We start from the raw sequence: 12,468 nt of genomic DNA, 5'->3' as shown, positions 1-12,468 counted from the left end.
GCCCATCGTAGGCGGCCCGCGTCAGCCGAGGTCGCCACCGGCGACGGGCAGCACCGTGCCGGTGATGTAGGACGCCTCATCGGAGGCGAGGAAGCAGATCGCCGCCGCCTGTTCGTCCAGAGTTCCGTAACGCTTGAGCAGCGACGAGGCGAGGGTCTGGCCGATGTGGGCGTCGAACCAGGCTTGCTCCGTGGCGGTGGACGGCTCGGGGGTGCCGCGGGAGATGCGCCGCGCGGGCGCCGTCGTCCCGCCGGGCGCCGTCCCGACCACCCGGATACCGGCCTCGGCGTACTCCATCGCCAGCGACGCGGTGATCGCGTTGATGCCGCCCTTGGCCGCCGAGTACGGGATGCGGTGGATGCCGCGGGTGGCCGCCGACGACACGTTGACGATGACGCCGCGGCCGCGGTGCACCATGGCGGGCAGCGCGGCGCGGCACGCATACAGCGTGGTCATCAGCGACCGGTCGATCTCGGCGCGGATCTCGGCGGCGCTGAACTCGGTGAACGGCTTGAAGTTGATCGCGCCGCCCACGTTGTTGATCAGCACGTCGATGCGGCTGTAATTCGAAAGAGTATGCTGCACAACGTTTTCTGCGCCGTCGATGTGTTCGAGATCCGCCGTGACGGCCAGCGCCGACCGGGTGTCACCGGCCAGTTGACGTGCCAACTCCTCGACCAGTTCGGACCGGTCGGCGAGCACCACGGTTCCGCCTTCGGCGTGGATCCGCCGGGCGGTGCGCTCCCCGATCCCCTGGGCCGCGCCGGTCACGACGACGACCTTGCCGGCGAACCTGCCCGGGGTGACGAAGACCGCTGTGGCCGCGGCCGCGGAGTCGGCCATCGCGCGGCGCATGGTCTGCTTGGACCGCTCGGCGTGGGCGAGGATGAGCTCCCGGGCGGCGTCGCGGTCACCGGATTCGAACGCGTGGACGATGTCGACGTGGTCGCGTGCGCACAGCGGATGGCACCAGGTCGCCTCGCTGAGCACCTCGCTCATCCGCCCCTTGACGCCGAGCGCCTGGTAGGCGTGCAGGAGATGGTCATTGCCGGTGAGGGTGAACAGATAGTCGTGGAAGGCGGCGTTGGTCTCGGTGTACTGCACGGCGTCGACGAAGTGGTCGCCGTCGACATAGGGCAGCGTCGACTCGGCGAGCAGCCGGTAACCGGCGAGCTGGCTGCTGGTCAGCCGGCCGATGGTCAGTTCGAGCGCGCCGAGTTCCAGCGCCGAGCGGGCCTCGAACAGCGCATCGGATTCGCGCACCTCGGGGTGCTCCTCGCCGATCTGGTAGCCGTCAGCGCTGACGAGGGGCTGCTCCTCGGGCGGTGCGACCGGTGCTTCCGGTGCGGCCATCAGCTGACCGGCGATGCGCCGGGCGAGGTCACCGTCGTCGCGTACGGGTCCCGCAGCGGGTAGGGGCGGGAAGTTCGTTGCCGGCAGTACCGGTTGACCGGCCAGTGCGCGCGCCTCCGGCACCGGCAGGATCTGGTCCTCGTCGGCCCCGGCCCCGGATCCGGCGCTCACGGCGCCCGAGGTGGTGGCAGTGCCGGTCCTGGCCAAACCGAACTTCTCGAAATAGAACCCGGTGGGCTCGATTCCGGCGCCGGTGAGGTGGGTGCGGACCGACTCGACCATGGGTGGTGGCCCACACAGGTAGATCGCGACGTCGCCGTCGTTGAGGTGCTCCGGATCGATCAGGCTGGTGACGTACGCGCGGTCGGGCCCCCGGTTCGGCGCCGTGCTGCCGGGATCCGACACACAGTGGTCCCACGTGAAAGTGTCCAGAGTCGTGTCGATCTCGGTGATCTCGTCCAGCGCGGCGAGGTCGTCGTCGGTGCTGACGCCGTAGATGAGGTGCGACCTGCGGGTGCTGCCGGCGGCGCGCATCGCTCGCAGCATCGACAGGATGGGCGCCAGCCCGGTCCCGCCGGCGAGCAGCAGCACCGGCCGCTCGGCTTCCCGGAGGAAGAACGACCCGTTCGGGCCGGTGAAGGTGAGGGTGTCGCCGACGGCGGCGCGGTCGGTCAGGTAGTCCGACATCGCCCCGCCGGGGCTGAGCTTGATCAGGAAGGTGAGCCGGCTCTCGTGGGGAGCGTTGGAGAACGAGTACGACCGGCTCTGGTCGGTGCCCGGCACCGAGATGTTGACGTATTGCCCAGGCAGAAAGGCTAATTCGCCACGGTTGGGAATGTCGATGCCGATCTTCACGGTGGTCGCCGACAGCCGGCGCAGCTCGGTCAGGGTGCCGGTGTAGCTGGCCGCCTGCGTCTTGGCGAGGTCGGACGTGCCGGCGATCTGCAGGACCAGATCGGAGCGGGGACGCATGCTGCACGGCAGCACGTACCCGGCGTCCGCCTCATCGGGGGACAGGGCGTCGTCGATGTAGGTCCCGCCGTCGTATCGGCCGGATTCGCAGAGGGCCTTGCAGGTTCCGCAGGCGCCGTCGCGGCAGTCCAGCGGGATGTTGATGCGCTGCCGGTAGGACGCGTCGGCGACGGTCTGGTCACCGCGGCAGCTGACGAACCGGGTGACGCCGTCTTCGAACGACAGCGCCACCGAGTAGACCTCGGCCGGGTTCTGGATGGGCGCGGGGGGTGACACAGCGGTCACGGCGGTCTCCTCTAGAAGTGGTAGACATCCACCACGTGGTGGATGTAGTCGTTCTTGAGCACCACGGTCTTGCGGCGGATCAGGGGCTGCTCGCCGGTGAAGTCGATCGTGTAGAACGAGGTGCCGTAGTACGGGTCGATGGTCTGGTAGCGGAAATACATTGTGTGCCAGTTGAATCGGACGTCGACGAGGTCGCCGCGGCGTTCGATCACTTCCACGTTGCTGATGTTGTGACTGGTGCGCGGCTCCGGCATCGAGGTGGCCGAGGAGCGTTCGGTGCGGATCCGGAACACCCGGTCCTCGAGACCGCCCTTGTTGGCGTAGTAGATCAGCGAGATGTCGCGTTGCGGGTCCTCGACCAGTCGGTCGTCGTCGGTCCACGCCGGCATCCAGTACACGACGTCGTCGGCGTAGCAGTCCAGCCATTTCTCGAACTCACGGTCGTCGAGGTAGCGCGCCTCGCGGTAGAGGAACTGCTCGATCATGTTCTGTGTGACGAGTTTTCCGGTCGTCTTGATCGTCTCGGTCATCGTCGATTCTCCTCCTGCGCGCGCACCGCGCGACGCATCGTCTCGAGCCAGTAGCCGTGCTGGACGGGGTAGAGCCCCTCGTCCTCGTTTTTGACGCCCGCGGAGATCACCCCGTCCATCCCCAGCGAGGTGGCCACCTCGTCAGGCCCCGTCAGCCAGTGCTGCGCGCCCCGGCTCATGTCGTTCCACGGGGCCGCGCTCGCGCGGAACGTCAGCTGGCAGGACCGGAACTCCTCGAGGTCGTCGGGGGTCGCCATCCCGGAGGCGTTGAAGAAGTCCTCGTACTGGCGGATCCGCTGGGAGCGGGCGGTCGCGCTCTCGCCCTTCGGGGCGATGCAGTAGATGGTCACCTCGGTCTTGTCCGGAGCGATGGGCCGGAAGTGCCGGATCTGTGTCGAGAACTGGTCCATCACATAGACGTTCGGGTAGATGCACAGGTTGCGCGAGCCCTTGACCATGAACTCGCCCTTGGCGTCGCCGAACCGGCTCTTGAGCTCGTCGAGTCTGTCCCACAGCGGCCGGTCATGCGGGTTGGCCGCCCAGGTCCACAGGCACAGGTGCCCGTGCGGGAAGGACCAGTACCCGCCGCCCGACTTGCCCCAGCCGCCGGCGTCGAGTGCCTTGGTGTCGTTCGTCGACTCGCCGGTGGTGCGTCTGCTGGTGGTGGCGGCGTAGTTCCAGTGCGTCGCGGTGACGTGGTAGCCGTCGGCGCCGTTCTCCGCCTGCACCTTCCAGTTGCCGTCGTAGGTGTATGTCGACGAGCCGCGCAGCACCTCCAGGCCGTCGGGGGACTGGTCGACGAGCATGTCGATCACCTTGGTGGCGTCCCCGAGATGCTCGGTGAGCGGGAGCACGTCGTCGTCGAGGCTGCCGAACAGGAAGCCGCGGTACCCCGCGAACCGCGCGACCTTCGTCATGTTGTGGCTGCCGCCGACGTTGAACGTGTCCGGGTAACCCGCCCCGTCGGGATCCTTGACCTTCAGCAGGGTCCCGTCGTTGCGGAACGTCCAGCCGTGGAACGGGCACGTCAGGGTCATCCGGTTGTCGGTCTTGCGCCGGCAGACCATGGCGCCGCGGTGTGCGCACGCATTGATCAGGCAGTGCAGGTCGCCGTTCTTGTCGCGGGTGATGACGACGGGTTGGCGGCCGATGTAGGTGGTGAAGTAGTCGCCCGGATTCGGCACCTGGCTCTCGTGGGCGAGGTAGATCCAGTTGCCCTCGAAGATGTGCTTCATCTCGAGTTCGAAGATGTCCTCGTCGGTGAAGATGCGCCGGTTGGTCCGGAACACGCCGGCGTCCGGGTCGTCGATGACGGCGTCGGCCAGGACGTCGGCGACGGGGTTCAGGGATGTGGTCACAGGTGCCTCCAGCGAGCGTTCGTGTGATGCTTCCCCGAACACTGTCACCGCGTGGTGTCCATCACACTAGGTGAATTGCTAGTCCTGAACTGGGCTCTGATTGATAACCCCAGTCCATCAATAAGACGTAAATAGGTCTTTGTCATCGATGGATTAGCGGTCTAGCGTCACTCGTGTCGGTGATCACACCGGGCCCCTCTATGAGACCTGGGCCGCTGACCTGTCGTCGAAAGGACCGGACATGGAGCTGCGCCACCTCCGCTACTTCGTCGCCGTGGCCGATTCCTGTCACTTCGGTCAGGCGGCTGAGCAGCTGCACATCGCGCAGCCGGCGCTGTCGTATGCGATCCGACAGCTCGAGAACGAGCTCGACGCCACGTTGTTCACCCGCACCACCCGCCGGGTGTCGCTGACGCCGGCCGGGGAGTTCCTGCGCGCCGAGGCCGGGCGGATCCTCGCCGGCGTCGACGAAGCCGAGCGCGGGGTGCGCCGCATCGCGGCCGGCCGCACGGGCCTGCTGCGGCTGGGGATGACGGGCACCGCCGCGTTCTCCCATCTGCCCCGGATCGCGCGGATCGTGCGGCGGGAGCTGCCGGGGGTGGCGCTCGACATCCGCTCCGACGTGCTCACTCCCGACCAGTGCGACGGTCTGCGCTCGGGCACCCTCGACGTCGGTGTGCTGCGGCCGCCGGCCGTCGGCGAGGACATCGAGATCCGCGCCATCGACCTCGAGCAGCTGGTGCTGGCCGTGTCGGCCGATCACCGGCTGTCCGTCGAACCCGTGGTCGCGATGGCCGATCTGCGCAGTGAACCGTTCATCAGCTACGCCAGCCCCGACTCCGCGGTCAACCATGCCGTGTTGCGCAGTTGTCGGCACGCCGGTTTCGTGCCCCATCGCGAGTACAGCGCCCCGAGCACCGCGGTGCTGCTTGCGCTGGTGGCCGCCGGACTCGGGGTGGCGGTGGTGCCGGCCTCGGTGCGGGCACTGGCGCTGCACGGCGTCGTGTTCCGCGACCTGACCGACAGCGACACCATCGAGCTCGCGCTGGCGTGGCGCCGCGGGGTCGACAATCCCGTCGTCGATGCCGTGGTCGCACTGCTCTCCGTCGGGCTGACCCCCACCGCCGACGTCGCGCATATCCAGGAGAGATCATGAAAATCACTGCAGTAGAAGCTGTTCCGTTCTCGATTCCCTACAGCAAGCCGCTCAGGTTCGCCTCCGGTGAGGTGCACTCGGCCGACCACGTGCTGGTCCGGGTGCACACCGACGAAGGCGTCATCGGCGTGGCGGAGGCGCCTCCGCGCCCGTTCACCTACGGGGAGACGCAGGACGGGATCCTCGCGGTGATCCGGCAGATCTTCGCCCCCCAGATCATCGGCCTGCGGCTGACCGAACGGGAAGTGGTCACCTCGCGACTGGCGCGGACCGTCGGCAACCCGACCGCGAAAGCCGCTGTGGACATGGCGATCTGGGATGCGCTGGGCCGCAGCCTGGACCTGTCCGTCAGCGATCTGCTTGGCGGCTACACCAATCGCCTTCGGGTCAGCCACATGCTGGGGTTCGACACACCCGAGGCGATGGTCGCCGAGGCCGAGCGCATCGTGGACCACTACGGCATCCGGACGTTCAAGGTGAAGGTCGGGCGACGCCCGATCGACCTGGACACCGCGGTGGTGCGGGCGCTGCGCGAGCACTTCGGTGACACCGTGGAGCTCTACGTCGACGCCAACCGGGGTTGGACCGCCGCGGAGGCCCTGCGGGCCATGAAGCAGATGGCCGACCTCGACCTGCTCTTCGCAGAAGAGCTGTGCCCGGCCGACGACGTCCTGGGACGGCGGTGGCTCGTCAGCCACCTGGACGTGGCGTTCATCGCCGACGAGTCGGTGCCCACCCCGGCCGACGTCACCCGCGAGGTGCTGGCCGGCTCGGCCACGGCGATCAGCATCAAAACCGCCCGCACCGGCTTCACCGGCTCGCAGCGGGTGCACCACCTCGCCGAGGGACTCGGCCTGGAGGTCGTCATCGGCAACCAGATCGACGGCCAGGTCGGCACCGCCTGCGCGGTGGCCTTCGGCGCCGCGTACGAACGCACGGCGCGCCGTGCCGGCGAGCTGTCGAACTTCCTGGACATGTCCGATGACCTCCTCACCACACCGCTGCGCATCCGCGACGGGGAGCTGCACGTGCCCGCGGGACCGGGCCTGGGGATCGACATCGACCCCGACAAGCTCGCCCGCTACCGCACGGACCACTGAAGACCTTCGGTGTCAGCCCACACCGAACAACCAACGAACGATCAACGAGAAAGAAGTACGGCCATGACCACTACCGAGACCACCACCACCGAGGTCGCCACCGCCGCCGCGTCCGGCGCGTCCGCGACCGAGCGGTTCCACGCCGACAAGTCACCGTTCGAGGCGGTCAAGGACACGCCGACCGAACGCGTCGACCTGTTGGCCCGCGAGGTGCTCTCCGCGGTGCACGACACCATCCGCCGACACCGGGTCACCTACGACGAGTACAACGCCCTCAAGGCGTGGCTGATCGGCGTCGGCGCCGACGGCGAATGGCCGCTGTTCCTCGACGTCTGGGTCGAGCACGTCGTCGAGGACGTCGCCACCGACCACCGGCAGGGCAACAAGGGAACCATCGAAGGGCCCTACTACGTGCCCGGCTCGCCCGAGTGCGGCGCCCGCGGCACCATTCCGATGCGCGACGACGAGAACGGCACGCGCCTGGTGTGGGAGGGAACCATCACCTCCACCGACGGCAGCCCGCTGCCGGGCACCGTGGAGCTCTGGCACGCCGACGCTGACGGGCTGTACTCGCAGTTCGCCCCGAACCTGCCGGAGTGGAATCTGCGCGGCACCTTCACCACCGGGCCCGACGGCGCCTTCGAGATCACCACCGTCCGTCCCGCGCCGTACCAGATCCCCACCGACGGCTCCTGCGGCAAGTTGATCGCCGCCGCCGGCTGGCACGCCTGGCGGCCGGCCCACCTGCACGTGAAGGTGTCGGCGCCGGGCCACGAGCAGCTCACCGCGCAGCTGTACTTCCCCGGCGACCCGCACAACGACGACGACATCGCCGACGCCGTCAAGCCCGAGCTGGTCCTTGATCCGAAGTCGATATCCGACGGATCGCAGAAGATCGTCTACGGCTTCGTGCTCGACCCCGAAAAGGGCTGAGCCGCAATGCTGTATCACGTCCGGATGGACGTCCGGCTGCCTGCCGGACTGGACCCGCAGGAACGGGCCGCGCTCATCAACCGAGAGAAGGAGTACTCCCAGGACCTGCAGCGGTCGGGGAAGTGGCCGCACATCTGGCGCATCGTCGGCGAGTACGCGAACTACTCGATCTTCGACGTCGACTCCCACGACGAACTGCACCGGATCCTCTCGGGGCTCCCGCTCTTCCCGTTCATGAGCATCGCCGTGACCCCACTGGCGGCACACCCCTCCGACATCGCCGTGGCGGGCTGAGGCCTAGCATTATCCCTGTGGCGGGCCAGGTGGACAGCGGTCAGCTCGCCGCGCTTGCGGCAGTCGTCGAGTTCGGCAGCTTCGACGCGGCGGCCACGCACCTGCACGTCACGCCCTCGGCGATCAGCCAGCGCATCAAGGCCCTCGAGCAACGGGTGGGTCAGGTCCTCATTCTGCGCGAGAAGCCCTGTGTCGCAACCGCTGCGGGTGCTCCGCTGTTGCGGCTGGCGGCGCAGACCACGCTGCTGGAGGCCGAGGCGCTCGCCGAGATGCGGGGCGGCTCCGCCGAGCGGCCGCGGATCGCGCTGGCCGTCAACGCCGATTCGATGGCGACCTGGTTCACCGGTGTGTTCGACCGGCTGACCGACGCGTTGCTCGACCTGCGCATCGAGGATCAGGACCACTCTGCACGCCTGCTGCGCGAGGGCGTGGTGATGGGTGCGGTCACCACCGAACGTGCCGCGGTGCCCGGCTGCCGGGTGCGGCCGCTCGGCATCATGCGCTACCGGCCCGTGGCCACGCCCGACTTCGTGGCGCGCCATCTGCCCGACGGCTTCACCGCCGACGCTGCCGGTCGCGCACCGTCGCTGGCGTGGAACCGTGACGATGCGCTGCAGGACCAGTTGCTGCGCAAGGCCTTCGGGACGGTGCTGCGGCGTCCCGTGCACTACGTGCCGACCGCCACGGGCTTCGGTGCAGCCGTACACGCGGGCCTGGGATGGGGGATGTATCCCGAGCAGCTGATCGACCGATTCTTCGTCCGCATCTGCGACGAGCACCTCGACGTGCCCCTGTACTGGCAGTGCTGGAAGCTCGACAGCCCGACGGTCGAGCTGGTGACCGACGCCGTCTCCTCGGCAGCCGCAGCCGACCTGCTCCGGTCGCGCTGAACGCGAGCAGGGACAATCGTGGGTATGGGTGCGCCGGTGCGGGTTCGGATCCTCGGCGTCGGGATGGGGCCTGAGCACGTGACGCGCGAGGTCGCCGAGGCGTTGCGGTCGGTCGACTACGTGCTGGCCGCCGAGAAGTCGGACGACGACCCGCTGCTCGCGCTGCGGCGCGCGATCGTCGGCGCCCACCCCGGTCCGCGGGGACCCGCCGAGGTCATCGCGGTGCCCGACCCGCCGCGGGACCGCTCGACCGGGCTGAGCGCCCAGGGCTACGAGTCCGCCGTCACCGACTGGCACGACGCCCGCGCCGAACGCTACGCCGACGTGCTGCGGCGCCGTGGCGGCACGGCCGCGTTCCTGGTGTGGGGCGACCCGTCGCTGTACGACTCGACGATCCGCATCGTCGAGAAGGTGCGCGGCCTCCTCGCGGGGCAGATCGACGTCGACTACGACGTGCTGCCCGGTGTCAGCGCGCCCTCTCTGCTCGCCGCCCGGCACCGCATCGTGCTGCACGAGGTGGGCCGGTCGGTCCACATCACCACCGGGCGGCGGTTGCAGGAGGCCGTCGCCGCCGGGGTCGACAACATCGTCGCGATGCTCAACCCGCCGCCGCAGCGCCTCGACTTCACCGGTCTGCACGACTGGACGATCTGGTGGGGCGCGAATCTCGGCGCGCCCGGGGAACGCCTGCTGACCGGCCGGCTCGGCGACGTGCTGCCCGCCCTGCCCGAGGCCCGGGCCGCCGCCGAGGCCCGCGACGGCTGGGTGATGGACCTCTTCCTGCTCAGGAGACCCTGATGGCCGGGCTGCTGATCGCCGGCACCACCAGCGACGCAGGCAAGACCCTGGTGACCACCGGGCTGTGCCGGGCCCTGGCCCGCCGCGGTGTCCGCGTCGCGCCGTACAAGGCGCAGAACATGTCCAACAACTCGATGGTCTGCGCCGGGTCCGGTGACGACGGCGTGGAAATCGGCCGCGCGCAATGGATTCAGGCAGTCGCCGCACGGGTCAACCCCGAGGCGGCGATGAACCCCGTCCTGCTCAAGCCCGGCAGCGACCGGCGTAGCCATGTGGTGCTGATGGGTAAACCGTGGGGCGAGGTGTCGTCGTCGGACTGGCTGGACGGCCGGCGCGCGCTGGCCGAGGCGGCTCACGCCGCCTACGACGACCTGGCGTCGCGCTTCGACGTCGTCGTCGCCGAAGGCGCAGGCAGCCCGACCGAGATCAACCTGCGGGCAGGGGATTACGTCAACATGGGGCTGGCCCGGCACGCCGGGACGGCGACCGTCGTGGTCGGTGACATCGACCGCGGCGGCGTGTTCGCGGCGTTCCTGGGCACCGTGGCGCTGCTGTCTCCCGAGGACCAGGCCCTGATCGCCGGATTCGTCGTCAACAAGTTCCGCGGCGACCTGGACCTGCTACGCCCGGGCCTGAAAGATCTCGAAAAGGTCACCGGCCGAACGGTGTTCGGGACGCTGCCCTGGCAGCCCGACGTGTGGCTCGACTCCGAGGACGCCCTGGAGATCGCCGGCAGGCGCTCACTGCGGGCCGGCGCCCGCCGCGTCGCGGTCATCCGACTCCCGCGCATCAGCAATTTCACCGACGTCGACGCGCTCGGTCTCGAGCCCGAACTCGACGTGGTCTTCGCCTCGCACCCCGGTGCTCTGACCGACGCGGACCTCATCGTGTTGCCGGGCACCCGTTCCACGATCGCCGATCTGGCCTGGCTGCGCTTCCGCGGACTCGACCACGCGGTGCGTGCCCACGCCGCCGCGGGGAAGCCGGTGCTCGGCATCTGCGGGGGCTTCCAGATGCTGGGCCGGACGGTCCGCGACCCCGCGGGCGTGGAGGGGACGGTCACGGAGGTCGACGGTCTCGGACTGCTCGACGTCGACACGAATTTCGTTGCGCAGAAAACGCTTCGGCTGCCGCGCGGTGCGTGGTCGGGGGCACCGGCGTCCGGCTACGAGATCCACCACGGCCGCATCACGGCGCTGAGTTCCACCGAGGATTTCCTCGGCGGTGTGCGCCACGGCACCGTGTTCGGCACGATGTGGCACGGGGCCCTGGAGGGCGACGCGCTGCGGGCGCGGTTCCTGTCCGAGACGCTCGGTATCTCGGCGTCCGGGGTGTCCTTTCCCGAAGCCCGCGAGCGGCGCATCGACCTGCTGGGGGATCTGGTCGAGCAGCACATCGACGTCGACGCGCTGCTCGACCTCGCCCACCGGGGTGCGCCCGCGGGTCTGCCGTTCCTGCCGCCGGGCGCCCCGTGAGGATCCTGCTGCTCGGCGGGACCGCCGAGGCCCGGGACCTGGCCGAGAAGCTCTCCCCGCTGGGCGAGGTGACGACGTCGCTGGCCGGGCGGGTCGCCGATCCGCGGCTGCCCGTGGGTGAGGTCCGCATCGGTGGCTTCGGCGGCGTCGACGGATTGCGTTCCGCCCTGGCGGAATTCGACGCCGTTGTGGACGCGACGCACCCGTTCGCGAAGACGATCTCCGCCAACGCGGCGGCGGCCTGCGCCGCCGGCGGGGTGCCGCTGCTGCGACTGGAACGGCCCGGCTGGGCCGAGCACTCGCGCGACTCGTGGTACTGGGTGGACTCGCACGATGAGGCGGCCGCGCTGGCCGCACAGCTGGGTCGGCGGCCGTTCCTGACCGTGGGCCGTCAGGAGCTCGCACGCTTCATTCCGGCTCTGCACGGCCACGACGTTCTCGCCCGCGTGGTGCAGGCTCCCGACGACGTCCTGCCGCCGCGGTGGCGGCTGATCACCAGCCGGGGCCCGTACGCGCTGCGCGGGGAGCTCGCCCTGATGCGGGAGCACCGCAGCGATGTACTGATCACCAAGGACTCCGGCGGTGAGTACACCTGGCCCAAGATGGACGCCGCGCAGCAACTGGGGGTTCCCGTCGTCATCGTGCGGCGCCCCGCCCGCGCGCCCGGCGTCACGACCGTCACCGACGTCGCCGACGCGGTGGACTGGGTGCGCGCGCTCTCTACGATGACCCGGTGAGGATCCTCGTCACCGGCGGCGTCCGGTCCGGCAAGTCACGGCACGCCGAAGCGCTGCTGGCCGACGCCGGACGGGTCACCTACGTGGCCCCTGGCCGGGCAGCCGACGGCAGCGACCCCGACTGGGACGCCCGCGTGGCCGCACACCGGGCCCGGCGCTCACCCGACTGGCAGACCGTCGAGACGACCGACCTGACCGGCGCCATCGCCGGCGCCGACGGACCCGTGCTCGTCGACTGTCTGAGCACCTGGGTGGTCGGAGTCGTCGACGACGCGGGACTGTGGGAGGCGCCTTCGGCCGACGTCCACGACCTGCTGGGAACGCGGGTCGACGCGCTCTGCGACGTGCTGGCGCAGGTGCCGCAGGCGGTGATCGTCACCAATGAGGTCGGCCTCGGCGTGGTGCCGGCGCACCGCTCGGGGGTGCTGTTCCGGGATCTGCTGGGCACCGTCAATCAGCGCGTCGCCGAGGTCTGCGACGAGGTGCACCTGGTGATCGCGGGCCGGGTCCTGCGCCTCTGACTTTTACGCCCAAACCGACAAACGGGCGCGAAAAGGGACCCTTTTCGCGCCCGTTTGTCGGTTTGG

At 69.5% G+C, this 12,468-nt stretch carries 12 protein-coding genes; 9 read left to right on the top strand and 3 right to left on the bottom strand.

Features of this window, described 5'->3' with window-relative positions:
• Nucleotides 1-21: 21 nt before the first annotated feature.
• The 3 genes from benC to benA are packed head-to-tail and all read right to left on the bottom strand — an operon-like array spanning nt 22 to nt 4,510.
• On the bottom strand, nt 22-2,610 hold the full coding sequence (benC, locus tag G6N45_RS02900; RefSeq protein ID WP_246228858.1) for a benzoate 1,2-dioxygenase electron transfer component BenC: 2,589 nt from the start codon (nt 2,608-2,610) through the stop codon (nt 22-24).
• Between the two features lie 11 nt (nt 2,611-2,621).
• Entirely contained in the window at nt 2,622-3,140 is a 519-nt protein-coding gene (benB, locus tag G6N45_RS02895; RefSeq protein WP_057150164.1) for a benzoate 1,2-dioxygenase small subunit, read from the bottom strand.
• Complete coding sequence (gene benA, locus G6N45_RS02890; protein ID WP_407664331.1) at nt 3,137-4,510, bottom strand: benzoate 1,2-dioxygenase large subunit; 1,374 nt, start codon at nt 4,508-4,510, stop codon at nt 3,137-3,139. The genes benB and benA overlap by 4 nt, the downstream gene beginning before the upstream one ends.
• A gap of 229 nt (nt 4,511-4,739) precedes the next feature.
• Here benA and G6N45_RS02885 point away from each other — a divergent pair, with 229 nt between their 5' ends.
• The 9 genes from G6N45_RS02885 to G6N45_RS02845 all read left to right on the top strand — a co-directional run bounded on the left by G6N45_RS02885 (nt 4,740) and on the right by G6N45_RS02845 (nt 12,402).
• Entirely contained in the window at nt 4,740-5,654 is a 915-nt protein-coding gene (locus G6N45_RS02885; RefSeq protein ID WP_163720331.1) for a LysR family transcriptional regulator, read from the top strand.
• A complete protein-coding gene (locus tag G6N45_RS02880; RefSeq protein WP_163720330.1) occupies nt 5,651-6,754 on the top strand; it encodes a mandelate racemase/muconate lactonizing enzyme family protein in 1,104 nt (367 codons plus the stop codon). Before G6N45_RS02885 ends, G6N45_RS02880 begins: the two co-directional genes overlap by 4 nt.
• A 63-nt stretch (nt 6,755-6,817) precedes the next feature.
• The gene (gene catA / locus G6N45_RS02875) at nt 6,818-7,687 is read left to right on the top strand and encodes a catechol 1,2-dioxygenase (RefSeq protein WP_163720329.1); all 870 of its coding nucleotides are present in this window, start codon (nt 6,818-6,820) and stop codon (nt 7,685-7,687) included.
• Between the two features lie 6 nt (nt 7,688-7,693).
• Entirely contained in the window at nt 7,694-7,981 is a 288-nt protein-coding gene (gene catC / locus G6N45_RS02870) for a muconolactone Delta-isomerase (RefSeq protein WP_057150168.1), read from the top strand.
• 17 nt (nt 7,982-7,998) lie between these two features.
• Complete coding sequence (locus G6N45_RS02865; protein ID WP_163720328.1) at nt 7,999-8,871, top strand: LysR family transcriptional regulator ArgP; 873 nt, start codon at nt 7,999-8,001, stop codon at nt 8,869-8,871.
• A gap of 24 nt (nt 8,872-8,895) precedes the next feature.
• Nucleotides 8,896-9,669, top strand: a complete 774-nt coding sequence (gene cobF / locus G6N45_RS02860) for a precorrin-6A synthase (deacetylating) (protein ID WP_163720327.1) — start codon at nt 8,896-8,898, stop codon at nt 9,667-9,669.
• On the top strand, nt 9,669-11,144 hold the full coding sequence (locus tag G6N45_RS02855; RefSeq protein WP_163720326.1) for a cobyric acid synthase: 1,476 nt from the start codon (nt 9,669-9,671) through the stop codon (nt 11,142-11,144). The genes cobF and G6N45_RS02855 overlap by 1 nt, the downstream gene beginning before the upstream one ends.
• Nucleotides 11,141-11,881, top strand: a complete 741-nt coding sequence (locus tag G6N45_RS02850) for a cobalt-precorrin-6A reductase (protein ID WP_163720325.1) — start codon at nt 11,141-11,143, stop codon at nt 11,879-11,881. Before G6N45_RS02855 ends, G6N45_RS02850 begins: the two co-directional genes overlap by 4 nt.
• Nucleotides 11,878-12,402 carry a bifunctional adenosylcobinamide kinase/adenosylcobinamide-phosphate guanylyltransferase gene (locus G6N45_RS02845; RefSeq protein WP_163720324.1) on the top strand — a complete coding sequence of 175 codons (525 nt, stop codon included), beginning with the start codon at nt 11,878-11,880 and terminating at the stop codon, nt 12,400-12,402. Before G6N45_RS02850 ends, G6N45_RS02845 begins: the two co-directional genes overlap by 4 nt.
• Nucleotides 12,403-12,468: the final 66 nt, after the last annotated feature.

This window comes from Mycolicibacterium psychrotolerans (assembly GCF_010729305.1).
GTDB classification, from domain to species: Bacteria; Actinomycetota; Actinomycetes; order Mycobacteriales; family Mycobacteriaceae; genus Mycobacterium; species Mycobacterium psychrotolerans.
Note: the sequence above shows the minus strand (reverse complement) of the source record. Positions and strands in the feature narration are given on the sequence as shown.

Bases quoted from the DNA above. Each gene is read 5' to 3' on its own strand.
- benB (WP_057150164.1), bottom strand. From the start codon at position 3,140: ATGACCGAGACGATCAAGACGACCGGAAAACTCGTCACACAGAACATG.
- G6N45_RS02885 (WP_163720331.1), top strand. From the start codon at position 4,740: ATGGAGCTGCGCCACCTCCGCTACTTCGTCGCCGTGGCCGATTCCTGT.
- G6N45_RS02880 (WP_163720330.1), top strand. From the start codon at position 5,651: ATGAAAATCACTGCAGTAGAAGCTGTTCCGTTCTCGATTCCCTACAGC.
- catA (WP_163720329.1), top strand. From the start codon at position 6,818: ATGACCACTACCGAGACCACCACCACCGAGGTCGCCACCGCCGCCGCG.
- catC (WP_057150168.1), top strand. From the start codon at position 7,694: ATGCTGTATCACGTCCGGATGGACGTCCGGCTGCCTGCCGGACTGGAC.
- cobF (WP_163720327.1), top strand. From the start codon at position 8,896: ATGGGTGCGCCGGTGCGGGTTCGGATCCTCGGCGTCGGGATGGGGCCT.
- G6N45_RS02855 (WP_163720326.1), top strand. From the start codon at position 9,669: ATGGCCGGGCTGCTGATCGCCGGCACCACCAGCGACGCAGGCAAGACC.